Source organism: Streptomyces sp. NPDC028298 (assembly GCF_055565895.1).
On record NZ_JBVHTL010000002.1, the window covers coordinates 1,242,657 to 1,268,582 of the forward strand.

Annotated in this window: 21 protein-coding genes and 1 tRNA gene; 17 read left to right on the forward strand and 5 right to left on the reverse strand. The window is 70.3% G+C overall.

Annotated features, from left to right (window positions below):
• Positions 1-5 precede the first annotated feature (5 nt).
• From ACZ4TO_RS13935 to ACZ4TO_RS13965, 7 genes are all read left to right on the forward strand, one after another.
• The gene (locus tag ACZ4TO_RS13935; RefSeq protein WP_382790455.1) at positions 6-1,166 is read left to right on the forward strand and encodes an acyl-CoA dehydrogenase family protein; all 1,161 of its coding nucleotides are present in this window, start codon (positions 6-8) and stop codon (positions 1,164-1,166) included.
• A 338-nt stretch (positions 1,167-1,504) separates the two neighbouring features.
• Positions 1,505-2,554, forward strand: coding sequence for an ABC transporter substrate-binding protein (locus ACZ4TO_RS13940; protein ID WP_382790458.1), 1,050 nt, complete (start codon positions 1,505-1,507; stop codon positions 2,552-2,554).
• Positions 2,555-2,595: 41 nt separating this feature from the next.
• The gene (locus tag ACZ4TO_RS13945) at positions 2,596-3,453 is read left to right on the forward strand and encodes a siderophore-interacting protein (protein ID WP_468024247.1); all 858 of its coding nucleotides are present in this window, start codon (positions 2,596-2,598) and stop codon (positions 3,451-3,453) included.
• A gap of 170 nt (positions 3,454-3,623) precedes the next feature.
• A complete protein-coding gene (desA, locus tag ACZ4TO_RS13950) occupies positions 3,624-5,066 on the forward strand; it encodes a lysine decarboxylase DesA (RefSeq protein ID WP_468024248.1) in 1,443 nt (480 codons plus the stop codon).
• 10 nt (positions 5,067-5,076) lie between these two features.
• Positions 5,077-6,327: a lysine N(6)-hydroxylase/L-ornithine N(5)-oxygenase family protein gene (locus ACZ4TO_RS13955; RefSeq protein ID WP_385043870.1), complete on the forward strand. Its 1,251-nt coding sequence runs from the start codon at positions 5,077-5,079 to the stop codon at positions 6,325-6,327.
• Positions 6,324-6,869 (forward strand): GNAT family N-acetyltransferase, encoded by a 546-nt coding sequence (locus ACZ4TO_RS13960; RefSeq protein WP_468024249.1) that lies wholly within the window; start codon positions 6,324-6,326, stop codon positions 6,867-6,869. The genes ACZ4TO_RS13955 and ACZ4TO_RS13960 overlap by 4 nt, the downstream gene beginning before the upstream one ends.
• The gene (locus tag ACZ4TO_RS13965; RefSeq protein WP_385043674.1) at positions 6,866-8,638 is read left to right on the forward strand and encodes an IucA/IucC family protein; all 1,773 of its coding nucleotides are present in this window, start codon (positions 6,866-6,868) and stop codon (positions 8,636-8,638) included. Before ACZ4TO_RS13960 ends, ACZ4TO_RS13965 begins: the two co-directional genes overlap by 4 nt.
• Before the next feature lie 79 nt (positions 8,639-8,717).
• On the opposite strand, the gene ACZ4TO_RS13970 is transcribed toward ACZ4TO_RS13965, so the two are convergent.
• Entirely contained in the window at positions 8,718-10,304 is a 1,587-nt protein-coding gene (locus tag ACZ4TO_RS13970; RefSeq protein WP_468024250.1) for a beta-N-acetylhexosaminidase, read from the reverse strand.
• Between the two features lie 136 nt (positions 10,305-10,440).
• Between ACZ4TO_RS13970 and ACZ4TO_RS13975 the strand changes: the two genes are divergently transcribed.
• The gene (locus tag ACZ4TO_RS13975; protein WP_382789898.1) at positions 10,441-11,319 is read left to right on the forward strand and encodes a DUF4429 domain-containing protein; all 879 of its coding nucleotides are present in this window, start codon (positions 10,441-10,443) and stop codon (positions 11,317-11,319) included.
• Between the two features lie 116 nt (positions 11,320-11,435).
• Here the strand turns inward: ACZ4TO_RS13975 and ACZ4TO_RS13980 are convergent, their stop codons facing one another.
• Positions 11,436-13,004, reverse strand: coding sequence for a purple acid phosphatase family protein (locus ACZ4TO_RS13980; protein ID WP_468024251.1), 1,569 nt, complete (start codon positions 13,002-13,004; stop codon positions 11,436-11,438).
• Between the two features lie 164 nt (positions 13,005-13,168).
• Between ACZ4TO_RS13980 and ACZ4TO_RS13985 the strand changes: the two genes are divergently transcribed.
• On the forward strand, positions 13,169-13,426 hold the full coding sequence (locus tag ACZ4TO_RS13985; RefSeq protein WP_037619090.1) for a hypothetical protein: 258 nt from the start codon (positions 13,169-13,171) through the stop codon (positions 13,424-13,426).
• Between the two features lie 14 nt (positions 13,427-13,440).
• The gene (gene glmS / locus ACZ4TO_RS13990) at positions 13,441-15,258 is read left to right on the forward strand and encodes a glutamine--fructose-6-phosphate transaminase (isomerizing) (protein WP_382789904.1); all 1,818 of its coding nucleotides are present in this window, start codon (positions 13,441-13,443) and stop codon (positions 15,256-15,258) included.
• Between the two features lie 161 nt (positions 15,259-15,419).
• On the opposite strand, the gene ACZ4TO_RS13995 is transcribed toward glmS, so the two are convergent.
• Both ACZ4TO_RS13995 and ACZ4TO_RS14000 read right to left on the reverse strand, forming a co-directional pair.
• On the reverse strand, positions 15,420-15,983 hold the full coding sequence (locus ACZ4TO_RS13995; protein WP_468024252.1) for a GPR1/FUN34/YaaH family transporter: 564 nt from the start codon (positions 15,981-15,983) through the stop codon (positions 15,420-15,422).
• A gap of 167 nt (positions 15,984-16,150) precedes the next feature.
• Positions 16,151-16,678, reverse strand: coding sequence for a universal stress protein (locus ACZ4TO_RS14000; protein WP_382789909.1), 528 nt, complete (start codon positions 16,676-16,678; stop codon positions 16,151-16,153).
• Between the two features lie 1,383 nt (positions 16,679-18,061).
• On the opposite strand from ACZ4TO_RS14000, the gene ACZ4TO_RS14005 reads away from it, so the two are divergent.
• From ACZ4TO_RS14005 to ACZ4TO_RS14020, 4 genes are all read left to right on the forward strand, one after another.
• Positions 18,062-19,300, forward strand: a complete 1,239-nt coding sequence (locus tag ACZ4TO_RS14005) for a helix-turn-helix domain-containing protein (RefSeq protein WP_382789912.1) — start codon at positions 18,062-18,064, stop codon at positions 19,298-19,300.
• Positions 19,301-19,457: 157 nt separating this feature from the next.
• Complete coding sequence (orn, locus tag ACZ4TO_RS14010) at positions 19,458-20,060, forward strand: oligoribonuclease (protein ID WP_339129500.1); 603 nt, start codon at positions 19,458-19,460, stop codon at positions 20,058-20,060.
• A 109-nt stretch (positions 20,061-20,169) separates the two neighbouring features.
• Positions 20,170-20,242: transfer RNA gene (locus tag ACZ4TO_RS14015), tRNA-His, on the forward strand.
• A gap of 81 nt (positions 20,243-20,323) precedes the next feature.
• A complete protein-coding gene (locus ACZ4TO_RS14020; protein WP_468024253.1) occupies positions 20,324-20,830 on the forward strand; it encodes a GNAT family N-acetyltransferase in 507 nt (168 codons plus the stop codon).
• 332 nt (positions 20,831-21,162) lie between these two features.
• On the opposite strand, the gene ACZ4TO_RS14025 is transcribed toward ACZ4TO_RS14020, so the two are convergent.
• Positions 21,163-22,218: a LacI family DNA-binding transcriptional regulator gene (locus tag ACZ4TO_RS14025; protein ID WP_382789920.1), complete on the reverse strand. Its 1,056-nt coding sequence runs from the start codon at positions 22,216-22,218 to the stop codon at positions 21,163-21,165.
• Between the two features lie 389 nt (positions 22,219-22,607).
• On the opposite strand from ACZ4TO_RS14025, the gene ACZ4TO_RS14030 reads away from it, so the two are divergent.
• Genes ACZ4TO_RS14030 through ACZ4TO_RS14040 form a run of 3 tightly spaced genes read left to right on the forward strand, consistent with a single transcriptional unit; the run spans position 22,608 to position 25,863 of the window.
• Positions 22,608-23,930: an ABC transporter substrate-binding protein gene (locus ACZ4TO_RS14030; protein WP_382789923.1), complete on the forward strand. Its 1,323-nt coding sequence runs from the start codon at positions 22,608-22,610 to the stop codon at positions 23,928-23,930.
• Entirely contained in the window at positions 23,927-24,955 is a 1,029-nt protein-coding gene (locus ACZ4TO_RS14035; RefSeq protein ID WP_382789926.1) for a carbohydrate ABC transporter permease, read from the forward strand. The genes ACZ4TO_RS14030 and ACZ4TO_RS14035 overlap by 4 nt, the downstream gene beginning before the upstream one ends.
• The gene (locus ACZ4TO_RS14040) at positions 24,952-25,863 is read left to right on the forward strand and encodes a carbohydrate ABC transporter permease (RefSeq protein WP_382789929.1); all 912 of its coding nucleotides are present in this window, start codon (positions 24,952-24,954) and stop codon (positions 25,861-25,863) included. The genes ACZ4TO_RS14035 and ACZ4TO_RS14040 overlap by 4 nt, the downstream gene beginning before the upstream one ends.
• The last annotated feature ends 63 nt before the right edge of the window (positions 25,864-25,926 follow it).

Genomic DNA, 25,926 nt, shown 5'->3' on the forward strand with positions numbered 1-25,926 from the left:
TGTCCCTGGACCACCGTCTCTCCCCCGAGCTCGAAGAACTCCGCCGCACGGTGGAGGAGTTCGCGCACGACGTCGTGGCGCCGAAGATCGGCGACTTCTACGAGCGGCACGAGTTCCCGTACGAGATCGTGCGGGAGATGGGCCGCATGGGCCTGTTCGGGCTGCCGTTCCCCGAGGAGTACGGCGGCATGGGCGGCGACTACCTCGCCCTCGGCATCGCCCTGGAGGAGCTGGCCCGCGTCGACTCCTCCGTGGCCATCACCCTGGAGGCGGGCGTCTCGCTGGGCGCCATGCCCATCCACCTCTTCGGCACCGAGGAGCAGAAGCGGGAGTGGCTTCCGCGGCTGTGCTCCGGCGAGATCCTGGGCGCCTTCGGCCTGACCGAGCCGGACGGCGGCTCGGACGCGGGCGCGACCCGCACGACCGCCCGCCTCGACCCCGAGACGGACGAATGGGTCATCAACGGCAGCAAGTGCTTCATCACCAACTCGGGCACGGACATCACGGGCCTGGTGACGGTCACCGCGGTCACCGGCCGCAAGCCCGACGGCAAGCCGCTGATCTCGGCGATCATCGTGCCCTCCGGCACCCCCGGCTTCACGGTCGCCGCCCCGTACTCGAAGGTCGGCTGGAACGCCTCCGACACCCGTGAGCTGTCCTTCTCGGACGTGCGCGTCCCGGCGGCCAACCTGCTCGGCGAGGAGGGCCGCGGATACGCGCAGTTCCTGCGCATCCTGGACGAGGGCCGCATCGCCATCGCGGCGCTGGCCACGGGTCTGGCGCAGGGCTGTGTCGACGAGTCCGTCAAGTACGCCAAGGAGCGGCACGCGTTCGGACGGCCGATCGGCGCCAACCAGGCGATCCAGTTCAAGATCGCCGACATGGAGATGAAGGCGCACATGGCCCGGGTGGGCTGGCGCGACGCCGCGTCCCGTCTCGTCGCGGGCGAGCCCTTCAAGAAGGAGGCGGCGGTCGCCAAGCTGTACTCCTCCACGATCGCCGTCGACAACGCCCGTGACGCCACCCAGGTCCACGGCGGCTACGGCTTCATGAACGAGTACCCGGTCGCCCGCATGTGGCGCGACTCCAAGATCCTGGAGATCGGCGAGGGCACGAGCGAGGTCCAGCGCATGCTGATCGCCCGGGAACTGGGGCTCACGGGCTGAGACCCGCGCACCACCGGCACGACCGCGGCCACCGACGGGCACCCGCCCGCCGGTGGCCGCGTCGCGTTGCGTCGCGCGGGGTGTGTGGCCGCGCCAGGCCGGCCGTCACGGGCCGCGGCACAGGGGACAACTCGCAGACGAGCGGGGCGCGTTGTACAGGAAGCCTGTGACCGCGGCGCGTCGGACACGCCGTCAGGGGCCGTGGCGCCCAGGGCAGGTCGCCGGTCGCGGACCCGGTCGAGGTGCCCCGCCCTCTGGACACGAGCTGAGGTTAGGCTAACCTATCTTCGAACTGATCCGGCGGGTCTCCCCGCCCCATGTCGAAAGCAGCCACCTTCATGTCCAACGCCCGTGCCACTCAGCTCTCCCGTCGCGGCATCCTCGCCGCGGGCGGCGTCCTCGGCCTCGGCGCCGTCCTCGCCGCCTGCGGTGACGACGACGCCTCGAAAGACAGTGGCTCGGACGCGACCAAGGCCGCGGCGAAGGCCGGCCCCTGGACGTTCAAGGACGACCGCGGCACGACCGTGAAGCTGGACAAGACCCCGGCGAACATCGTCGCCTTCACCGGTGTCGCCGCCGCCCTGTTCGACTACGGCATCGAGGTCAAGGGCGTGTTCGGCCCGACCACGACCAAGGACGGCAAGGCCGACGTCCAGGCCGGCGACATGGACGTCAGCAAGCTGACGGTCCTCGGCAACGAGTGGGGCCAGTTCAACATCGAGAAGTACGCGGGCCTCGCCCCCGACGTGCTGATCTCCACGATGTTCGACTCCGCGGGCACCCTCTGGTACGTCCCCGAGGAGTCCAAGGACAAGATCCTCAAGCTCGCGCCGAGCGTCGGCGTCTCCGTCTACGACCGCCAGATGCCGCAGTCCCTGGAGCGCATGTACGCGCTGGCCCAGTCCCTGGGCGCCGACGTGAAGTCCGCGAAGATCGTCGAGGCGAAGAAGAAGTTCGAGGCGGCCGCCGAACGGCTGCGCAAGGCCGCCAAGGCGCGCCCGGAGATCAAGGTGCTGGCCGGTTCCGCGAGCCAGGACATCTTCTACGTCTCCGGCTCCAACCTCTCCATCGACCTGGAGTACTTCAAGGCGCTCGGCGTGAACATCGTCGAGCCCTCCGCCAAGGACCTCAAGGCGAGCGGCGGCTGGTTCGAGAACCTGAGCTGGGAGAACGTCGACAAGTACCCGGCCGACATCATCATCATGGACGACCGCAGCGCCACCATCCAGCCGGCCGACATCACCGAGGCCACCTGGAAGAAGCTGCCCGCCGTCAAGGCCGGCCAGGTCATCGCCCGGACCCCCGAGGCGATCCTGTCGTACGACAAGTGCACCCCGATCATCGAGCGCCTCGCCGAGGCCATCGAGAACGCCAAGAAGGTCGCCTGACACCCCAGCGGTGACACCCTGACGATCACTCAGGAGCACGCATGACGACGGCCGTAGCCGCCCCGTTCCGTTTCTTCACCCTCCGGGTCGTACGGACGAGGCGGCTCGGCCCGTCTCTGGTCCGGGTGACCTTCGGCGGACCCGACCTGCGGGACTTCCACTCCGACGGGCGTGACCAGTCCCTGTCGCTGTTCCTCCCGCACCCCGGCCAGATCGAGCCGGCCGTCCCGGTCGAGCTCGGCGACAACTGGTGGCAGGGCTGGCGCGAACTGCCCGACGACGTACGGGCGGTGATGCGCTCGTACACCCTGCGGGCCCTGCGCCGCGACCCCGACGAGATCGACATCGACTTCGCGCTGCACGGCCTGGAACCGGGCGCGGCCGCTCCCGCCGGACCCGCCTCGCGCTGGGCGTCCGGCGCCGCGCCCGGCGACCGGGTGGTCCTGCTGGGTCCCGCCGTGGCGGACAACCGGGCCATCCGCTTCCGGCCGCCCGCGGACGCCGACCTGGTGGTCCTGTGGGGCGACGAGACGGCCCTTCCCGCGGTCTCCGCGATCCTCGAATCGCTCCCGGCGGGAGTGCCGGTGCGGGCCTGGCTGGAGGTCCCGCACGCGGGCGACATCCAGGACCTGGCCACCCCGGCCGACGCCGAGATCACCTGGCTGGTCGGTGACGACCACTCCGCCCGGGAGCGCCCCCTGGCGCTCGACGCCCTGCGGTCGGCGCACCTCCCGCCCGCCGAGGCCCCCTACGCCTGGATCGCCGGCGAGTCCGGATGCGTGCGGGAACTGCGCCGCCACCTGGTGCGCGAGCGTGGCCTCGACCGCCGCCGGGTCACCTTCGTCGGGTACTGGCGCCAGGGCCTGACGGAGGAACAACTGCGGGAACGGGGCGAGTAGTTCAGCCCCTCCGCACGATCGGGCGCTTCACGAAGAGGCGTACGTCACGAAGAAGGAGGAAGGGCGGGGAAGCGCAAGAAACTTAGGTTAGGCTAACCTAAGTCGAACGTCGCGACCTCGCCCTTTCCCGTGTCCCGCTCGGACTGTCTCCCCGCACGGAGGACCCCCACATGCGCTCGCACCTGCTCAACGACACCACCGCGGACCGGTACCGGCGCTCCGTGACGGAAGGGGTCGAGCGGGTGGCCGCCAGACTCGCCGCCACCGACCGCCCGTTCACAGGTGTCACGGTCGACGAACTCGCCCCCCGCATCGAGGGGATCGACCTCGACAAGCCCCTGCACGACGCCACGGCCGTCCTCGACGAGCTGGAGGAGGTCTACCTGCGGGACGCGGTCTACTTCCACCACCCGCGCTACCTCGCCCACCTCAACTGCCCGGTCGTCATCCCGGCCTTGCTCGGCGAGGCCGTCCTGTCCGCCGTCAACTCCTCGCTGGACACCTGGGACCAGTCGGCCGGCGGCACCCTCATCGAGCGCAGGCTCATCGACTGGACGAACGAGCGCATCGGTCTGGGCCCGGCCGCTGACGGGGTGTTCACCAGCGGCGGCAGCCAGTCCAACCTCCAGGCCCTGCTCCTGGCCCGCGAGGAGGCCAAGGCGGAGAACCTCGCCGATCTGCGGATCTTCGCCTCCGAGGTCAGCCACTTCAGCGTCAAGAAGTCGGCCAAGCTCCTCGGCCTCGCCCCCGACGCCGTCGTCTCGGTCCCCGTCGACCACGACAAGCGGATGCAGACCGTCGCCCTCGCCCACGAGCTGGAGCGCTGCCGGCGGGACGGCCTCGTGCCCATGGCCGTCGTCGCCACCGCGGGCACCACCGACTTCGGCTCCATCGACCCGCTGCCCGAGATCGCCGAACTGTGCGCCCAGTTCGGCGCCTGGATGCACGTGGACGCGGCCTACGGCTGCGGACTGCTCACCTCGCTGAAGAACCGGGACCGCCTCGACGGCATCGAGCGCGCCGACTCCGTCACCGTGGACTACCACAAGTCCTTCTTCCAGCCCGTGAGTTCCTCGGCCGTACTGGTCCGCGACGCCGCGACCCTGCGCCACGCGACCTACCACGCGGAGTACCTCAACCCGCGCCGCATGGTCGCCGAGCGCATCCCCAACCAGGTCGACAAGTCCCTCCAGACCACCCGCCGCTTCGACGCCCTCAAGCTGTGGATGACCCTGCGCGTCATGGGCGCCGACGGCATCGGCGAACTCTTCGACGAGGTCTGCGACCTGGCGGCCGAGGGCTGGAAACTGCTCGCCGCCGACCCCCGCTTCGACGTCGTCGTACGGCCCTCGCTGTCCACCCTGGTCTTCCGGTACATCCCGGCCGCGGTCACCGACCCGGCCGAGATCGACCGCGCCAACCTGTACGCCCGCAAGGCCCTGTTCGCCTCCGGTGACGCCGTCGTCGCGGGCACCAAGGTCGGCGGACGCCACTACCTGAAGTTCACCTTGCTCAACCCCGAGACCACACAGGACGACGTCGCCGCCGTCCTCGACCTGATCGCCGGCCACGCCGAGCAGTACCTGGGAGAGTCCCTTGACCGCGCTTGCTGAATCCACGGACATGACCTACGACTTCGTGGGAATCGGGCTCGGGCCCTTCAACCTCGGCCTCGCCTGCCTCACCGAGCCGATCACCGAACTCAGCGGTGTCTTCCTGGAGTCGAAGCCCCACTTCGAGTGGCACTCCGGCATGTTCCTGGAGGGCGCGCACCTGCAGACGCCGTTCATGTCGGACCTGGTGACCCTCGCCGACCCGACCTCCCCGTACTCCTTCCTCAACTACCTGAAGGAATCGGGCCGGCTGTACTCGTTCTACATCCGGGAGAACTTCTACCCGCTGCGCGTCGAGTACGACGACTACTGCCGGTGGGCCGCGTCCAGGCTGAGCAGCGTCCGCTTCGGGACGACGGTCGCGGAGGTGACGTACGAGGACGAGGTGTACACCGTACGGACCGAGGCCGGTGAGCTGTTCCGCGCCCGGCACCTGGTCCTCGGCACCGGCACCTCGCCCCACGTCCCGGACCCCTGCGCCGGCCTCGGCGGCGACTTCATCCACAACTCCCGCTACATGCAGCACAAGCGGGAGCTGCAGGCCAAGGACTCGATCACCCTGGTCGGCAGCGGCCAGTCCGCCGCCGAGATCTTCCTCGACCTGCTCGGCGAGATCGACGTCCACGGCTACCGGCTGAACTGGGTGACCCGCTCGCCGCGCTTCTTCCCCCTCGAATACACCAAGCTCACCCTGGAGATGACCTCCCCGGAGTACATCGACTACTTCCACGCGCTGCCCGAGGCGACGCGCTACCGCCTCCAGTCGGAGCAGAAGGGCCTGTTCAAGGGCATCGACGGGGAGCTGATCGACGCGATCTTCGACCTGCTCTACCAGAAGAACCTCGGCGGCCCGGTCCCCGCCCGGCTGCTGACCAACTCCTCGCTGGAGAGCGCGCGGTACGACGAGGGCACGTACACCCTCGGGTTCCGCCAGCAGGAGCAGGGCAAGGACTACGAGCTGCGCTCGACGGGCCTCGTGCTGGCCACCGGCTACCGCTACGCCGAGCCCGCGTTCCTCGCACCGGTCCGCGACCGGCTCCGCTACGACACCCAGGGCAACTTCGACGTGGCCCGCAACTACGCCATCGACGTCACGGGCGGTGGGATCTTCCTGCAGAACGCGGGCGTCCACACCCACTCGATCACCTCGCCGGACCTCGGCATGGGCCCGTACCGCAACGCGTCCATCATCCGCGAGCTGCTCGGCACCGAGTACTACCCGGTCGAGAAGACCATCGCGTTCCAGGAGTTCACCGTATGACCACCGCCAGCGCCATCGGCGCCTTCACCGTCCGCCCCCTCGACCCGGTCGAGGACGCGCCGGTGCTCCACCGGTGGGTGACCCACCCCAAGGCCGCCTTCTGGATGATGCAGGAGGCGAGACTGCACGACGTGGAGCGCGAGTACATGGCCATCGCCGCCAGTGACCACCACGACGCCTTCCTCGGTCTCCTGGACGGCGAGCCCGTCTTCCTGATGGAGCGCTACGACCCCCGGTACGTCGAACTCGTCGGCCTGTACGAGCCGGAGCCGGGCGATGTCGGCATGCACTTCCTCGTCGCCCCGAGCGACACCCCCGTGCACGGTTTCACCCGGGCCGTGATCACCTCGGTGATGGAGCACCTGTTCGCCGACCCGGCGACCGAACGCGTCGTCGTCGAGCCCGACGTGGCCAACAAGGCCGTGCACGCCCTCAACGAGGCCGTCGGTTTCGTGCCCGTCGAGGAGATCCAGAAGCCGGAGAAGAAGGCGTTGCTGAGCTTCTGCACCCGGGAGCAGTTCGCGAAGGCGGTGGCCGCGTGACCCCCGCCGAGAGCGTCGCCCACCTCTCCCCCGAGCACTGGGCCCACGCCAACCGTCTCCTTCTGCGCAAGGCGCTCGCCGAGTTCGCCCACGAGCGGCTGATCACCCCGCGCGTCCTGGCCGACGGCCGCTACGAGGTCCTCGGCGACGACGGACTGACGAGCTACCGGTTCACCGCGACCCGGCACCTGCTCGACCACTGGCAGGTGGCCGCCGAGTCCATCACCCGGCACCGCGACGGCGCCGAACTCCCCCTGTCGGCACTGGACTTCTTCATCGAGCTGAGGACATCGCTCGGCCTGAGCGACGAGATCCTGCCGGTCTACCTGGAGGAGATCTCCTCCACCCTGGCGGGCACCTGCTACAAGCTCACCAAGCCGCGGATCCCGGTCCGCGAGCTGGCCGGCGCGGGCTTCCAGGCCATCGAGACCGGCATGACCGAGGGCCACCCGTGCTTCGTCGCCAACAACGGGCGGCTGGGCTTCGGTGTGCACGACTACCTCGCCTACGCACCCGAGACCGCGCACCCGGTCCGGCTGGTGTGGCTGGCCGCGCACCGCTCGCGCGCCGCGTTCACGGCGGGCGTCGGCATCACGTACGAGTCCTTCGTGCGCGGCGAGCTGGGCGCGGAGACGGTCGAGCGGTTCGACGGGATCCTGCGCGGACAGGGTCTCGACCCCGAGGACTACCTCCTCATACCCGTGCACCCCTGGCAGTGGTGGAACAAGCTGTCCGTGACGTTCGCGGCCGAGGTCGCCCAGCGGCGCCTGGTCTGTCTCGGCGAGGGCGACGACGAGTACCTGGCCCAGCAGTCCATCCGGACGTTCTTCAACACCAGCAGCCCGCACAAGCACTACGTGAAGACGGCGCTGAGCGTGCTGAACATGGGCTTCATGCGGGGTCTGTCCGCCGCCTACATGGAGGCGACCCCGGCCATCAACGACTGGCTGGTCCAGCTCGTCGAGAGCGACCCGGTGCTGAAGTCCACCGGCCTGTCGGTCATCCGTGAGCGGGCGGCCGTCGGCTACCGGCATCTGGAGTACGAGGCGGCCACCGACCGGTACTCCCCGTACCGCAAGATGCTCGCCGCGCTGTGGCGGGAGAGCCCGGTCCCCTCGCTGGGCGAGGGCGAGTCCCTGGCGACGATGGCGTCCCTCGTCCATGTCGACCACGAGGGCGCCTCGTTCGCGGCCGCGCTGATCGAGCGGTCGGGCCTCGCGCCGGAGGAGTGGCTGCGCGGCTATCTGCGCGCCTACCTCACCCCGCTCCTGCACAGCTTCTACGCGTACGACCTGGTCTACATGCCGCACGGCGAGAACGTCATCCTCGTCCTGGAGGACGGGGCGGTGCGGCGGGCGGTCTACAAGGACATCGCCGAGGAGATCGTGGTCATGGACCCGCAGGCGGTGCTGCCGCCCGCGGTGGAGCGGATCCGCGTCGACGTCCCCGAGGACACGAAGCTGCTGTCCATCTTCACGGACGTCTTCGACTGCTTCTTCCGCTTCCTGGCCGCCCAGCTCGCGGAGGAGGGGGTCCTCGCCGAGGAGGACTTCTGGCGGACGGTCGCCGAGTCGGTGCGCGCGTACCAGGAGGCGACGCCCGAACTCCAGGACAAGTTCAGGCAGTACGACCTGTTCGCGCCCGAGTTCGCGCTGTCCTGCCTCAACCGGCTCCAGCTCCGCGACAACCGGCAGATGGTCGACCTGGCGGATCCCTCGGGCGCGCTGCAACTGGTCGGCACCCTGAAGAACCCGATCGCCGGGTTCTGAGCACCGGGCCCCGCGCGGGGCTCCACAGACGGGCGGGCGCCCCGGAGACGGTCCTCCGGGGCGCCCGTCGGCGTCCGCCCTACCGGGCCGGCCAGGGGACCTGGGGCGAGCGGTAGTACGCGATGCCGAGGGCGTCCCAGCGCGGCGCCTGGGCGGCGAGGCGCACCTTGTAGGTGTCCCAGTCGTGCGTGGCGGCGGGGGACCAGCCGAGTTCGGCGGCCCCGGGCAGCCTGGGGAAGGCCATGACGTCGATGTCCGCGGAGCTCTGGATCGTCTCCGTCCACAGCGGCGCCTCGACGCCCTTGACGGCCTGGGCGGGCACGCCGGGAAGGTAGCTCCCCGGGTCCCAGTCGTAGGAGCGCCGCACTTCCACCAGTCCGGCCCAGTCCTGCCCGAGCGGGGTGTCGGCGGTGTACTTCATGTCGAGGTAGAGCCGGTCCGCGGGCGACAGCACGAGCCCGGTCCCGTTCCGCGCGGCCGCGGCGACCTGCGCCTTCTCCTCGGCACCGGTGTCGTCGAGCCCCCAGTACTGCGCGAGGGCGCCCTTGGCCGGGTCGGCCCCGGTGAGCTGGTGCCAGCCCATGACCTTCTTGCCGTACTTGGCGACGAGGGGCTGCACCTTGTCCATGAAGGTCACGTAGTCGGCGTGGCTGGTGGAGTGCGCCTCGTCGCCGCCGATGTGGAGGTACCCGCCGGGGGTGAGCGCGGCCAGCTCCCGGATGACGTCGTCCACGAAGTCGTACGTCACCGGCTTGCCCACGCACAGCGAGCTGAAGCCGACGTCGGTGCCGGTGTAGAGGTCCGGCGCGACTCCGTCGCAGTTCAGTCGCGCGTACGAGGCGAGGGCGGCGTTGGTGTGTCCGGGCATGTCGATCTCGGGGACGACCTCCAGATAGCGCGAGGAGGCGTACCGGACGATCCGGCGGTAGTCGGCCTTGGTGTAGAAGCCGCCGTGTCCGCCGCCGACCTGGGTGGAGCCGCCGTGGGCCGCGAGCCGGGGCCAGGAGTCGACCGCGATGCGCCAGCCCTGGTCGTCACTCAGGTGCAGATGCAGCTTGTTGACCTTGTAGAGCGCCAGTTCGTCGATGTACCGCTCGACCTGGGCCACGGTGAAGAAGTGGCGGGAGACGTCGAGCATGGCCCCGCGGTAGGCGTAGCGGGGTGTGTCCTCGATGGTGCCGCCGGCGATCAGCCAGGGGCCGCGCTGGACGGAGTCCTTCTCGACGGCGGCGGGCAGGAGCTGCCGCAGGGTCTGGACGCCGTGGAAGAGGCCCGCGGGCTCGCCGGCCGTGATGGTCACGCCCGAGGAGCCGCTGTCGAGGCGGTAGCCCTCGGTGCCGAGCCCCTTGCCGCCGAGCCGGAGCCGGATCGCTCCGGGGCCGTGCGAGGCGACCGGCAGCCGGTAGCCGGTGGAGGGCCGCAGGATGCCCGCGAGGTACTCGCCGACCGCGCGGACCGCGCGCGAGCCGTCGACACGGATGCGGGTGTCTCCCGTGACGCGGTACGGGGCTCCGCCCGGCTCGACGGAGGCGGGGGCCGGGACGACGCGGCCCAGCGGGGCGGCGGCGGCCCGGGTGTGCGGTGCCGCGCCGGCGAGGGAGAAGCCGGCCGCCGCCACGAGCAGCAGCGTACCGAGAAGGCGGGGCGTTCTGTGGTGCTGTCTCACATGCGCTCCCTTCGGTGCCCGGCGCAGGCTCTCCCGGCCCGTCCTCGGCCGTTTCCTGCGCCGTGCCCTTCGTTGTGGTCGATCCTCGAATTGGTCGAGACCACTCTGCCTCAGTCGCGGTGGAACAATCCTCCCCATGGCGGAAATCATCCAGCGGGACGGCACGTGGATCTTCGACGGCGACACTCTGCGGCTGACCCCGGGACGGGACAAGAACGTCAGCCTGCTGCGCCGGACACTGGGTGAACTCACCGTGCCGCTGCACGCGTTGGCGGGCATCTCGCTGGAGCAGGGCAGGAAGGCCGGGCGGCTCAGGCTCCGGCTGCGCGACGGCGCCGACCCGCTGCTGCAGTCGACGGGCGGCAAGCTCGCGGAGCCGAACGACCCGTACCGGCTCACGGTGGAGGCCGACCGGTTCGGCGTCGCCGAGTACCTCGTGGACGAGGTGCGCGGCGCGCTGCTCCTCGACCAGGTCCCCACGGGCCCGGTCGACGGCTATCTGCTGCCCGGGCCGCCGGTGCCGCTGTCCGCGTCCGCGGGGGACGGCACGGCGAGCTTCGACGGCGAGCGCGTACGCCTGGAGTGGAACTGGAAGACGGAGGAGGCGAAGTCCGCGGCGGGTGCCCGGACGCTCGCGCTCGCGGAGATATCGGCCGTCGAGTGGCGGCCCGCGGCCGGGCTGGAGAACGGCTGTCTGCGCTTCACCGTGCGCGGCGCCGACACCAAGGCGCCGCCGAAGTACGACCCCAACTCCGTTGAGCTGTGGGGCTTCAAGCGGGACCCGCTGATGGCGCTGCTCGCCGCGGCCGTGCAGGTGCGGCTTCCGCATCCGGCGTCCGTGGAGGACCGGACGGACGAGGAGCCGGCCCTGGAGGCCGCCGCCGGGCCGGGGCCGGAGGCCGACCACGACGCCCTCCTGCGCAGGCTGCGCGAACTGGGCGAGCTGCGCAAGGAGGGCGTCCTGACGGACGAGGAGTTCGCCCTGGCCAAGCAGGCGGTCCTCAAACGCCTGTAGGAACGGGCGGGCGAGGACCGCCGCGCGGGGACCGGCCGCCGGTCAGGGAGGCGGTACGCCCCGCCTTCCGGGCGTACCTGTGGATCCCTCGCCGGCGTACCCGCTCGGGCCCGGGGCTACTTCGCCCGGCGCGCGATCGTGAAGTGGTCGACCTCGGCACCGGTCTCGGCGATGCCGCGGACCTTCAGGGTGGCCAGGCGTCCCTTCGCGGCCGGCTGGACGTCGACGCGCAGGAACGAGTAGTTGAGGTAGCGCACGCGCGACCAGGTGACCGTCTCGTTCTGCTTGCCGTCCTTGAGGTTGACGAAGGAGGCGACGGACTCGACCTCGTTCTCCTTGCCCTCGTAGGACTCGGGGGCGGTGAACGCGTACAGGCTGCGGCCGGCCGCGCCCGCCGTCACGTACACGACACCCTCGGTCTCGGTGTACGCCGTGCCGCCGATCGGGAGCTTCTTGGTGACCGCGTTCCCCTTGATGACGTCGGTGCGCTCGTACTGGTGGTTGTGGCCGTTGATCACCAGGTCGACGCTGTACTTCTCGAACAGCGGCACCCACTCCTGTCGCACGCCCCCCTCCGAGGCGTGCGCCGTGGAGGTGCAGTACGCGCAGTGGTGGAAGAAGATCACCACGAAGTCGATGTCCTTCGAGGCACGGAACTTCTTGAGCTGGGCCTCCAGCCACTTGGTCTGGGTGCCGCCGGAGATGCCGAGGTTGGCCGGGATCTCGAAGGAGATGTCGTTGGCGTCGAGCGAGATGATCGCCGTGTTGCCGTGGACGAAGGAGTAGACGCCGGGCAGGTTGGCCTTGTCGGGTCCGTTGTCCGGAAGCGTCCAGCGGGCCTGCTCGCCGCCGTAGCCGTTGGGCGAGTACCAGGCCTCCATGTCGTGGTTGCCGTAGGCCGGCATCCACGGCACCTGCTTGGCGACCGTCTCGGTCTGGGCGAGGAACTGGTCCCAGATGCGCGAGTCGAAGCCGGTGTCGGCGGTCTTGCCCTGGCCGGCCGGGTCCGCGTACGCGATGTCGCCCGCGTGCAGGTGGAAGGCGGGGTTCTGGGCGAGCAGCAGGGCGTCGTTGGCGAGGCCGTGGTAGCCGACGCCCTCGTCGCCGAAGGCGGTGAAGGTGAAGGGCTCGGCGCGGTCGGGCGCGGTGGTGAAGGTGCCGAGCGTGCCGAGGAGGTGGGGCTGGGCCGGGTCGAAGCCCGCGTGGCCGACACCGTAGTAGTAGGTCCTGCCGGGGCGCAGGTGGGTGAGCTTGGCGTGCAGGTAGTACTGGGTGTGGTCGCCGCTCGCGCCCACGCCGGCCGGGGTGTACAGGGTGCGCACCTCGGCCTCGATCTTGCGCGAGAGGTCCCAGGGGTGGGCGCCGATGCGGATGTAGGGCTTGCTGACCGCGGCCGGCACCTGCCAGGAGACGGTCATCTCGGTGCGCGGGTCGTTGCCGAAGGCGAGGTGGCGGCCGAAGGGGGCGACGAGCGCGCCGTCGACCTTGTCCGTGGCGGCCGGGGCGGCCGTCCGCTGCGCCGGGACGGCGGCCTGTGCCGCGCCGGGCACGAAGGCGCCGCCCGCGACGGCGCCGATGGTCACGGCGCCGCCTCTGATCATGTTGCGCCGGGAGAATTTGGCGCGAAGGTACTCGTGCTGCTCGGCCATGGTCATCTTCTCGGCGAGCTGCTCGGGTACGCCCATGCGTGGAGTGTCCATGTCCCCTGAAGTTGCTCCGGGCAATCGACGGGGCGCAAGACGCCGGGTGGACAGTCTGTAAACAGCGGCCCATAAGAGATTCAACACCTGCTTGCCCGATATCGGGCAGGATTCTTGCGAATCGTCTTTCCGTGCCCCAGGATCAACGGGTGCACGACGAACTCGTTGATCATTTGACGCGGTCGACGCCCCTGAACCGGGGTGAGGCGCTGCGGGTGGTCCAGGACGTTCTCGCCTATTTCGACGAGACGGCCCAGGAGTTCGTCCGCCGCCGCCACCGTGAGCTCCAGGCCCAGGGCCTGGTGAACGCGTCGATCTTCGAACGGATCGAGGCGGACCTGAAATATCGCGCGGTCGCCCCGCCGGAGCTCACGCTCAGGCAACTGCGCCGCATCGTTTACGGCTGAGGGAATCTACCTGTATGTGCGGAATCGTCGGATACATCGGCAGGCGTGATGTGACCCCGCTGCTCCTCGAAGGCCTCCAGCGCCTGGAGTACCGCGGCTACGACTCGGCGGGCATAGTCGTGACCTCGCCGAAGTCGGCCGGCCTGAAGATGGTCAAGGCGAAGGGCCGCGTCCGCGACCTGGAGGCGAAGGTCCCCAAGCGCTTCGCCGGCACGACGGGCATCGCCCACACCCGCTGGGCCACGCACGGCGCCCCCTCCGACGTGAACGCGCACCCCCACATGTCCGCCGACAACAAGGTCGCGGTCGTCCACAACGGCATCATCGACAACGCCTCCGACCTGCGGAAGAAGCTCGAGGCCGACGGCGTCGAGTTCCTCTCCGAGACGGACACCGAGGTGCTCACCCACCTGGTCGCCCGCTCCCAGCAGGAGAAGCTGGAGGACAAGGTCCGTGAGGCGCTGCGGGTCATAGAGGGCACCTACGGCATCGCGGTGATGCACGCCGACTTCCCCGACCGCATCGTGGTGGCGCGAAACGGCTCCCCCGTCGTGCTCGGCATCGGCGAGAAGGAGATGTTCGTCGCCTCGGACATCGCCGCCCTGGTCACCCACACCCGCCAGATAGTCACGCTGGACGACGGCGAGATGGCCACGCTCAAGGCCGACGACTTCCGGACGTACACCACCGAGGGCACCCGGACGACCTCCGAGCCGACCACCGTCGAGTGGGAGGCCGCCTCGTACGACATGGGCGGCCACGACACGTACATGCACAAGGAGATCCACGAGCAGGTCGAGGCCGTGGACCGCGTGCTGCGCGGCCGGATCGACGACCGGTTCTCGACCGTGCACCTCGGCGGCCTGAACCTGGACGCCCGCGACGCGCGTGCCGTGCGCCGCGTGAAGATCCTCGGCTGCGGCACCTCGTACCACGCGGGCATGATCGGCGCCCAGATGATCGAGGAGCTGGCCCGCATCCCCGCGGACGCCGAGCCGGCCTCCGAGTTCCGCTACCGCAACGCGGTCGTCGACCCCGACACCCTCTACATCGCGGTCTCCCAGTCCGGTGAGACCTACGACGTGCTGGCCGCCGTGCAGGAGCTCAAGCGCAAGGGCGCCCGGGTGCTCGGCGTCGTCAACGTCGTCGGCTCGGCGATCGCCCGCGAGGCGGACGGCGGCATGTACGTGCACGCCGGCCCCGAGGTCTGCGTCGTCTCGACGAAGTGCTTCACCAACACCACCGTCGCCTTCGCGCTGCTCGCCCTGCACCTCGGCCGCACCCGCGACCTCTCGGTCCGCGACGGCAAGCGGATCATCGAGGGCCTGCGCAAGCTGCCCGCCCAGATCGCCGAGATCCTGGAGCAGGAGGACGAGATCAAGAAACTGGCCGAGCAGTACGCCGAGGCCCGCTCGATGCTCTTCATCGGCCGCGTCCGGGGCTACCCGGTGGCCCGTGAGGCCTCGCTGAAGCTCAAGGAGGTCTCGTACATCCACGCCGAGGCGTACCCGGCCTCCGAGCTCAAGCACGGTCCGCTGGCGCTCATCGAGCCGGCGCTCCCCACGGTCGCGATCGTCCCCGACGACGACCTGCTGGAGAAGAACCGCGCCGCCCTGGAGGAGATCAAGGCCCGCAGCGGCCAGATCCTCGCGGTCGCGCACCAGCACCAGGAGAAGGCCGACCAGACGATCGTCGTCCCGAAGAACGAGGACGAGCTCGACCCGATCCTGATGGGCATCCCGCTCCAGCTCCTCGCCTACCACACGGCGCTGGCGCTCGGCCGGGACATCGACAAGCCGCGCAACCTGGCCAAGTCCGTCACCGTCGAGTAGTCACCACCGGGCGGACCACCGGCCGTTGGCCCGCCCGCCCGTCCCTCGCCGCGCAAGTCCCCTGCCGGCGACCGGACATGGACGATCCCCGTGCGCACCACCCGCGCACGGGGATCGTTCTTCAAGGGCCGGAGCCGCCCAAACCCCGGCCCGCGCCGAGGTCAGCCGGTGGCCGTCACCCCCCGGCCGGCGGCGCGTCGCGGAAGTGCGGTGGGCCAGTGGGCGAGAGCGGCGGTCGCCGCGTACCAGGCGACCGCGCCGGCCGCGACGGCGAACCAGCCGCCGGCCTTGCCCAGGACGGTGCTGTCCGCGAAGCGGCCGATGGCCAGAAGCAGCAGGGAGACGAAGAACAGTCCGTAGGCGCCCTGGCCGAGGGTGTCCCCGCCCGCGAGGGCGAGCGAGAGCACGACGAGCGCGAAGAGCAGCAGGAAGAGTCCCGCCGCGTTGTCGGAGACCTGGCCGCCGGCCGAGACGGCCCAGGTGAACCAGAGGGCGCCGATTCCCGTGAAGGCCGTGCCGTTGGCCGTGTCACGGTCGCGGAGAGCGAGCAGACCGGCGACGAACAGCGCGACGCCGCCTACGTAGTGGGCCAGTGACACGGCATCCGCCGCCGTCACTCCGTCGATCAAGTCGGTGTACCCGAGGCCGAAGGCCAGCAGGGTCACGCCGAGCGCGAGTCTTCCGACGATGGTGGTGGTGCTTCCCGCAGAGACGTCGTTGTCCACGGCGGGCTCCCTTCATGCCTGTGCAGTTGTGCTGCGCCGTACCGGTCGCCGCGTAGGACCGGCGTCCCGTATATGCCCTTCACAAAGGCACAAACACCTCTACGCGCCAGTAGGTTCACTCACCGCACGGAGAACCCCGGCGATCGCGTCGCGGACGGCAGCGGGCGTCAGGGAATGACGATGACGGGGCGCTTGGCACGCTTGGCGAGGCGTCCGGCGACCGAGCCGAAGATGCGCCCGACGATGCCGTGCGTGGAGCCCACCACTATCGCGTCCGCCTCGTACTCCCGCCCCACTTCCTCGAGTTCGTGGCAGATGTCGCCGCCGCGCTCGACCAGGATCCAGGGCACCTCGGAGAGGTATTCGGCGCAGGCGAGTTCGAGCCCCAGCACCTCGGTGCGGTGGTCGGGCACGTCGACGAAGACCGGCGGCTCGCAGCCCGCCCACACCGTGGTGGGCAGCCGGTTGGCCACATGGACGATGATCAGGCCCGAGCCGGCGCGGTGCGCCATCCCGATCGCGTAGGCGAGGGCACGCTCGCTGGACGTCGAACCGTCGAAACCGACGACGACGCCGTGCTTGAAGGCGGGATCGCAGGAATGGCGGGGTTCTTCCGCCGCCAGGGGCTCGGCCGCCGTGGGATCGGCGAGCGGGCGCTTGCGGTCCGCGGGATCGAAGAATTCGTGACCGGCCATGGGTGTCTCGGCGTTTGGATCCTCGTGGTGGGGACGACAACGAACGGCAGAGCTGTGTCTGGGAAACATCTTCCCAACCCCATACCCCCAAGGGTACGGCGGCACGCCTCCTCTGCCCAGATCCCGCGCGCCTTACGCGGCATTCCAGGGAGCATGCACGAGAGGGTGCCCGTAACGCAATGGTTAGTGCCCCGTACAGGCGGTTTGCGCAAGGCCCCCCGTGAATTTGCACCGGCGCCCGGGAACGGGGAGTTCCGTCGCCCCGCGGGACCGGACGGCCCCCTGGCGGCCCCCTTGCCGGCGCACGCCCCACCCGCCGGGCAGTGACCGGCGGGTCGAACACGCGTTGAACCGGTCGCAGCCGTCGCCGCGAAGGCACCCCGTGGAGATCACACGCCGTGGGGAGGACGGAGAACACCGGAGCACCAGGGAGCAGTACGTGTCAGGACCCGACACCGCCCCGCGTTCCTCCGCACCCTCCGCACCCTCCGCCCCAGGGGCTCGCCCCGCCCCCTCCCCGTCGCCCGCGCCACCCCGCGGATCCCGCGCGGGATCACACTCCGGATCGCGATCGGGAACACGCTCCGCCTCGCGCCCCCCGGCGCCCGGCGCGGTGGACACGGTGAGCGACGTGGTCCGCTGGGCGGCCTTCGCCTGCGTCCTGGTGCCGGCGGTCCTCCTGTGGTGCGGCGGCTCGCTCGCCGGAGCGGCCGGTACGGCTCTCGGTCTCGCCGCGGTGACCGGGGTCTGTGTGATCCTGCTGCGTCAGTCCGAGCGGGGGGCGGCTCTCCTGGCCGATCAGCGGCGCGGTGCGGCCCGCTCGCACGCCCGCAGGCGGGCCCCGCGCCGGGGCGGACGGCACGGGAGGAGCGGTCCGGGCGGTACGGGGAGCGTGGGGGTCACGGGGCGCGGGAACCCGGCGGGGACGCGGGGCGGCCCACGGGGCGGGAACGGCACGGGAGTTCACCGAGGCGCTCGTCACAGTGGGGGAGGCAAGCCGGTCGACTGACCGGTTTGCGCGTACACCTACGCTTCTTTTCAGCCAACTTCCGGTAGTGGCTCATCCCTTGCTCGAACGACCCCCCAACCCCCGTTCGACCTGCACCTAAAGGGGTTGGGAGGGCTCGCGCACCCTACGTGGATTGGCCACTGCCACGAGGCGCACTTCCCTGCGACGCCCACGAGTGCAACGCTTCGTGATCGAATGCTTCACGCCAAGTTGCCATGTCGACATTCTGCGGAGTACCGAACTGGTCACCTTGGCGCCACGGGACACAGTAGATTCGATCTTGTCTTACGGCGGGGGACTCGTGCAGGACCGAGGGGAAACGTGCAGGAGCGACACAACCGAGGAGCCGCGACCACCGAGGGGGGCTTAGCAGGATGAGCCACGACTCCACTGCCGCGCCGGAAACCGCGGCCCGGAAACTGTCCGGGCGACGCCGCAAGGAGATCGTCGCGGTGCTGCTGTTCAGCGGCGGCCCCATTTTCGAGAGTTCCATTCCGCTGTCGGTGTTCGGGATTGACCGCCAGGACGCCGGCGTGCCGCGCTACCGCCTTTTGGTGTGTGCCGGCGAGGAAGGCCCGCTGCGGACCACAGGGGGCCTGGAACTCACCGCACCACATGGCCTGGAAGCGATCTCCAGGGCAGGCACGGTCGTCGTGCCCGCCTGGCGGTCGATCACCTCGCCACCACCGGAGGAGGCGCTCGACGCACTGCGCCGCGCCCATGAGGAAGGCGCCCGCATAGTCGGGCTGTGCACCGGTGCCTTCGTGCTCGCCGCGGCCGGTTTACTGGACGGCCGTCCGGCGACCACCCACTGGATGTACGCGCCGACGCTGGCCAAGCGCTATCCGTCGGTGCACGTCGACCCCCGCGAGCTCTTCGTGGACGACGGCGACGTGCTGACCTCGGCGGGTACGGCGGCCGGAATCGATCTCTGTCTCCACATCGTGCGGACGGACCACGGCAACGAGGCGGCCGGCGCGCTCGCCCGGCGCCTGGTGGTCCCACCGCGGCGCACCGGAGGCCAGGAGCGCTATCTCGACCGGTCACTGCCGGAGGAGATCGGCGCCGACCCCCTCGCGGAGGTCGTCGCCTGGGCGCTGGAGCATCTCCACGAGCAGTTCGACGTCGAGACGCTGGCGGCTCGCGCCTACATGAGCCGCCGGACCTTCGACCGCCGGTTCCGCTCGCTCACCGGAAGCGCTCCCCTGCAGTGGCTGATCACTCAGCGCGTCCTGCAGGCGCAGCGTCTCCTGGAGACGTCCGACTACTCGGTGGACGAGGTCGCGGGCCGCTGCGGCTTCCGTTCGCCGGTGGCGCTGCGGGGCCACTTCCGGCGGCAGCTCGGCTCGTCGCCGGCCGCGTACCGGGCGGCGTACCGCGCCCGCAGGCCGCAGGCCGAACGGTCCACGGATCCGGACGGCCCGACGGGTCCGGTCGGACCACCGCCGTCGCTGCACCAGGAGCACTCGGGCCCGGTCCCGATGCAGACCCGCCGCACCGCGGCGGCCGGCCTGGGCGCGGCCGCCTCGCTCTCCGCGGAGGCGATGCGGGAGCGGGCGGAGCTGTACGCGGCGGGCAGGCCGAGCCTGCCGGGACAGCGCAGCGCGCCGTAGTCCGGCGCCGGCGACAGCGCGGGGCCCGCACCTTCGGGTGCGGGCTCCTTTCGTATGCGGGCCCCGTCGCCCGCGGGCCCGGATCCGGCGCGATCCGCCGCCCCGGCGGGACGCAGGGGCGGGTTAACCGGAGGGAGCGGGCCGTAGGGTGAGACACATGAACGATCGCATGGTGTGGATCGACTGCGAGATGACGGGACTCTCGCTGTCGGATGACGCGCTCATCGAGGTGGCCGCGCTGGTCACCGACTCTGAGCTGAACGTGCTCGGTGAAGGGGTGGACATCGTGATCCGCCCGCCGGACGCGGCCCTGGAGACGATGCCGGACGTGGTGCGCCAGATGCACACGGCCTCCGGCCTGCTGGAGGAGCTCGCCGGGGGTACGACCCTGGCGGACGCCGAGGAGCAGGTCCTCTCCTACGTACGCGAGCACGTCAAGGAGCCGGGCAAGGCCCCGCTCTGCGGGAACTCCGTCGGCACGGACCGCGGCTTCCTACTGCGGGACATGTCCACGCTGGAGAGCTATCTCCACTACCGCATCGTGGACGTCTCCTCCGTCAAGGAGCTGGCCCGCCGCTGGTACCCCCGGGCGTACTTCAACAGCCCGGAGAAGAACGGCAACCACCGCGCGCTGGCCGACATCCGCGAGTCCATCGCCGAGCTCCGCTACTACCGCGAGGCGATCTTCGTCCCGCAGCCCGGGCCCGACTCGGACACCGCCCGCACCATCGCGGCCAGGCACGTCCTGCCCGTCGAATAGGCCTTTGACGGGGCCCTGCTGGGCCCCGGAAAAAGGTGTGCGCGAGCACCCCTCAGAACCCTGTACACTTTTTCTCGGCCGGTCAGGGAAACCTAGAAGACCGGACATGGTGGGTGTAGCTCAGTTGGTAGAGCACCTGGTTGTGGTCCAGGTGGCCGCGGGTTCAAGTCCCGTCACTCACCCTGAATGATCAGCCGGTGACCTTGTGAAAAGGTCACCGGCTGATTGCGTTCCCGGCCCCACCAGCCCGTACGCTCCCCCTCGTGCCCCACCCCACGGAAGCCTTCGCCACCGCCCGGCTCGACCTCCTGCCGTTGCGGGCCGAGCACGCCGAGGAGATGGCCGGGGTGCTGTCGGACCCGGCGCTGCACACGTTCATCGGCGGGGAACCGCACACTCCGCGGGAGCTGCGGGCCCGGTACGAGCGTCTCGTCGCGGGCTCGCCCGATCCCGCTGTCCTGTGGTGCAACTGGGTGCTGCGGGAGCGGGAGCGGGGATGCCTGGTGGGGACGGTCCAGGCGACCGTCTCGGGCGGGACCGCGGAGGTCGCCTGGGTCGTGGGCACTCCCTGGCAGGGGCGCGGGTACGCGTCGGAGGCGGCCGGGGCACTGGTCCGGCACGTGGTCGGGACGTACCCCGTCCGCACGGTCGTGGCCCATGTCCACCCCGATCACCACGCGTCGGCGGCCGTCGCCGCGGCGGCGGGACTCACCGCGACGGACGAACTCCACGACGGCGAGATCCGCTGGGAGCTGACGGTCCGACGATGACCCCGCCCGGTCCCGGACCGGGCACGACGGCCTCGCCCGGATGCGAGAGCCACCCCTGACGCCGTACGGCGTCGCGGGAGCGGCCACAGTGCGGGAGCACCCTTCGGACGACGAAGGCCGCCCCGGCCGGGGGCCGCGTGACCGGCCCGGCATACGGGGCCGCGTCGCCCCGTGTCACGCGCCGCCCCTCCGGGCGACGGAAACCACCCCGCCCGGCCTGCCGGGTGGCCCCGTCATGCATCGCGGGCCGCCTTCCGGACCACGGAAAGCCGCCCCGCCGGGAGGGTGCCACCCCGGCCCGGACCGGGGACGCCGGACGCCGCGCGCCGGCTTCAGGACGAGGCCCGCACCACCAGTTCCGCGGGCAGGACGAGCTGGCGCTTCTCCAGTCCGCGGGAGGCCACCGGGCGGCGGTCCGCGATCTCGCCGAGGAGGAGGTCGATCATGGCCCGGCCCATCTCCTCGATGGGCTGGCGGACGCTGGTCAGGGGCGGATCCATGTGACGGGCTATGGCGGAGTCGTCGTAGCCGATGAGCGCCACGTCGTCCGGGATGCGCCGGCCGCTCTCGCGCAGCACCTGGCGGGCGCCCGCCGCCATGACGTCGGACCCGGCGAACACCGCGTCGAGGTCGGGGAAGCGCTCGAGGAGCAGGGTCATGGCACGCCGGCCGCCCTCCTCGGTGAAGTCACCGGGGACGATCAGCCGCTCGTCCACCTCACGGCCCGCGTCCCGCAGACCCTGGCGGTAGCCGTCGACGCGCCGCTGGGCGCCGTAGACGTCCATGCGGCCGGCGAGGTGGCCGATCCTGCCGCGCCCCCGGGAGACGAGATGCTCCACGGCCGCGCGCCCGCCGCCGTAGTTGTCGGAGTCCACCGACGGAAGCGTCTCCTCCGCCGAGCGCCGGCCGCTGATCACGGCCGGGATCTCGAGCTGGGAGAGCAGATCGGGCAGCGGATCGTCGGCGTGCACCGAGACCAGCAGGACGCCGTCCACGCGGTGGGCCGCCAGATACTGCGCCAGGCGCTCCCGCTCCCGGTCGCTGCCCGCGAATATCAGCAGCAACTGCATCTCGGTCTCGGAGAGTTCGGCGCCGACACCGCGCAGCATGTCCGAGAAGTACGGTTCCGCGAAGAAGCGCGTCTCCGGCTCGGGGACGACCAGGGCGATCGCGTCCGTGCGGTTGGCCGCGAGGGCGCGCGCCGCCGTGTTCGGGACATAGCCGAGCTCGGCCACCGCCGCCTCGACCGCGGCCCGGGTGGCGTCGCTGACCCGCGGGGAGCCGTTGATCACCCGGGAGACCGTGCCACGGCCCACTCCCGCGCGCGCGGCCACCTCTTCGAGGGTCGGCCGCCCGCCACTGCGGCCCCGCGCTCCGTGGACTGCCATGGCTTCCGCCTCCCGTCGACACCAACCTGGCCTGGAATGTAACAGCCCCGTACGACGGGACCCGCGTCGCTGGGCCGCAGCCCAGGGAGGCGTCCCCTCACGGGTGGCCGCCCCGGGAGCGCCGGACGCGGCATGAGACGCTTCCGGCCATGTGGCGGAATGACATCTTCAGCTAACAGGCCGATAACTGAACGCATCTCTCCGCGCCCTCACCCTTGACACCCCCGCCGGAACCGACGACTCTTCAACACATCACCTGTGGGAGCGCTCCCACAGTACCTGACACATACACATCCCGCACGTTCCCCGCCCGAGCCGCAGCGAGAAACAACGGGCGCCACCAATGCAGTTGGCCGGGGGGTCGGCACGTCAGGCAACAGGAGGACGCAATGCGCACGAGTACCCGCCGGTCCCGCAGGCTGGGGGCCATCGCGGTCGTCGCCGCGCTGGCTACGGGACTGCTGGCCGGCTGTTCCAGCGACCCGGACAACGGCTCGTCGGACAACAACGGTGGTAGCGGCAAGGGCAAGACGACCCTGACCATAGGCACCTTCGGCGTCTTCGGATACAAGCAGGCCGGCCTCTACGACGAGTACACGAAGCTCCACCCCGAGATCTCCATCAAGGAGAACGTCACCACCCGTACCGACGTCTACTGGCCCAAGACGCTGACGCGTCTGCAGGCCGGCTCCGGGACCGACGACATCCAGGCGATCGAGGTCGGCAACATCACCGAGGCCGTCCAGACCCAGGCCGACAAGTTCGTCGACCTCGGCAAGGAGGTGGACAAGTCGCAGTGGCTGGACTGGAAGCTCTCCCAGGCCACCACCAAGGACGGCAAGACCATCGCGCTCGGCACCGACATCGGCCCGATGGCGATCTGCTACCGCAAGGACCTCTTCGAGAAGGCCGGTCTGGAGACCGACCGCACGAAGCTCGCGGAGCAGTGGAAGGGCGACTGGGCGAAGTACGTCGCGCTCGGCAAGGACTACATGAAGAAGGCGCCGAGCGGCACCAAGTTCGTGGACTCCGCCTCCTCGGTGTACAACGCGGCCCTCGGCGGAGAGAGCCAGCGGTACTACGACAAGGACGGCAACGTCATCTGGGACAAGTCCACCGGTGTGAAGAAGTCCTGGAACGCCGCCATGACCGTGGCGACCAGCAACATGTCGGCGAAGCTCAAGCAGTTCGACCCGACGTGGGACCAGGGCTTCGCCAAGGGCTCGTTCGCGACCGTGGCCTGCCCCGCCTGGATGATGGGCTACATCCAGGAGAAGTCCGGTGACGCGGGCAAGGGCAAGTGGGACGTGGCGGCCGCGCCGACCGCGGCCAACTGGGGCGGTTCGTTCATCGGTGTCCCGGTGGCCGGCAAGCACCAGAAGGAGGCCATCGCGCTGGCGAAGTGGCTGACCGCCCCCGAGCAGCAGGCGAAGGTCTTCGCCAAGCAGGCGAGCTTCCCGTCGACCCCGTCGGCCTACTCGAACCTGACGCCGGCCGCCGCCACCACGGAGTACTTCTCCAACGCGCCGATCACGCAGATCTTCGGCGACTCGGCGAAGACCATCCCGGTCCAGTACTTCGGCACCAAGGACCAGCCGATCGGCACCGCGATCACGGACGTCGGCATCCTCCAGGTCGAGCAGAAGGGCAAGACCCCGGCCCAGGGCTGGGACGCGGCAAAGGCTGAGATCAAGGACGTGCTCGGCCAGTGACCAGCTCCAAGCAGGCTCTCGCGCACCCCGCGACGAGCGCCGACGCCGCGCCCGGCTCTCAGCCGGGCGCGGCCCGGGGCGCTCAGGGTCGCGGTAAGCCGCCGCAGGACCCGGGTTCCTGGCGCAGCCGGCTGTACCGCTGGGACATGAAGGCGTCGCCGTACGCATTCATCGCCCCCTTCTTCATCATCTTCGGAGCCTTCGGGCTCGTACCGCTGCTCTACACGGCGTGGTACTCGCTGCACAATGTGCAGCTCTCCGGGCTCGACCACCAGACCTGGGCGGGTCTGGACAACTACAAGAATCTGCTGTCCTCGGAGTTCTTCTGGAACGCCCTGGAGAACACCTTCTCCATCGGCGTGATCTCCACGGTGCCGCAGCTGGTGATGGCGCTCGGGATCGCCCATCTGCTCAACTACCGGCTGCGCGGCTCGACCGTGTGGCGGGTCGTGATGCTCACCCCGTACGCCACCTCGGTGGCGGCGGCGACGCTCGTCTTCACGCTGCTGTACTCGTGGGACGGCGGCATGGTGAACTGGCTGCTCCACTTCGTCGGGGTCCACCCGATCAACTGGCGCGAGTCCGACTGGGGTTCCCAGTTCGCCGTCTCCTCGATCGTGATCTGGCGCTGGACCGGCTACAACGCGCTGATCTACCTCGCGGCCATGCAGGCGATCCCCACGGATCTGTACGAGTCCGCCGCCCTCGACGGCGCCGGCCGCTGGCAGCAGTTCCGCCACGTGACGATCCCCATGCTGCGGCCGACGATCCTGTTCACGGTGGTCGTCTCCACGATCGGCGCGACCCAGCTCTTCGGCGAACCCCTCCTGTTCGGCGGGGTCAGCGGCTCCAAGGGCGGCTCCGCGCACCAGTACCAGACGCTCGGCCTCTACATGTACGACCAGGGCTGGGGCATCGGCAACCTCGGCAAGGCCTCGGCGATCGCATGGACGATGTTCCTGATCCTGCTGATCATCGCCGCGATCAACCTGCTGATCACCCGACGGCTGAGGAAAACCCAATGACCACGACTGAACTGACTGTCACGGCGGAGGACGCGAAGCCGGTCCCGGACAAGCGCGAGCCCGGACGCCGCCGGGTGCTCGGCGCGGGCAAGCAGCTCCACGCGGGTCCGGTCACCTATGTCGTCCTGACCGTGTTCGCGCTGGTCTCGCTCGCTCCGCTGGTCTGGACGGCCATCGCCGCCTCGCGCAACAACACGCGGCTGGCGCAGTCGCCGCCGCCGCTGTGGTTCGGCGGGAACCTGTTCAAGAACCTGGAGGCCGCCTGGGACCAGGCCGGGCTCGGCACCGCGATGATCAACTCCACGATCGTCGCGGGGACCATCACCATCGGCACGGTCGTGTTCTCCACGCTCGCCGGGTTCGCCTTCGCCAAACTGCGGTTCAAGTTCTCCGGACTCCTGCTGCTGCTGACCATCGGCACGATGATGATCCCGCCGCAGCTCGCCGTCGTACCGCTGTACCTGTGGATGAGCAATCTGGGCTGGTCCAACCAGCTCCAGACGGTCATCCTGCCGACCCTGGTGAGCGCCTTCGGCACGTTCTTCATGCGCCAGTACCTGGTGCAGGCCCTGCCCTCCGAACTCATCGAGGCGGCACGGGTGGACGGCGCGAACAGTCTGCGCGTGGTGTGGCACGTCGTCTTCCCGGCGGCCCGCCCGGCGATGGCGGTGCTCGGCCTGCTGACGTTCGTGATGGCCTGGAACGACTTCCTGTGGCCGATCATCGCCCTGAACCAGCAGGAGCCGACGGTCCAGGTCGCCCTCAACGCGCTGGGCACCGGCTACATCCCCGACCAGGCCGTCATCATGGCGGGCGCGCTGCTCGGCACCCTGCCGCTGCTCATCGCCTTCCTCCTGTTCGGCAAGCAGATCGTGGGCGGGATCATGCAGGGCGCGATCAAGGGCTGACCGCCCCTTTCGGGGGCCGGGTCATCGCCGCCTCGGCCCCTCAGTCCCGCCTCACTTCCCCCC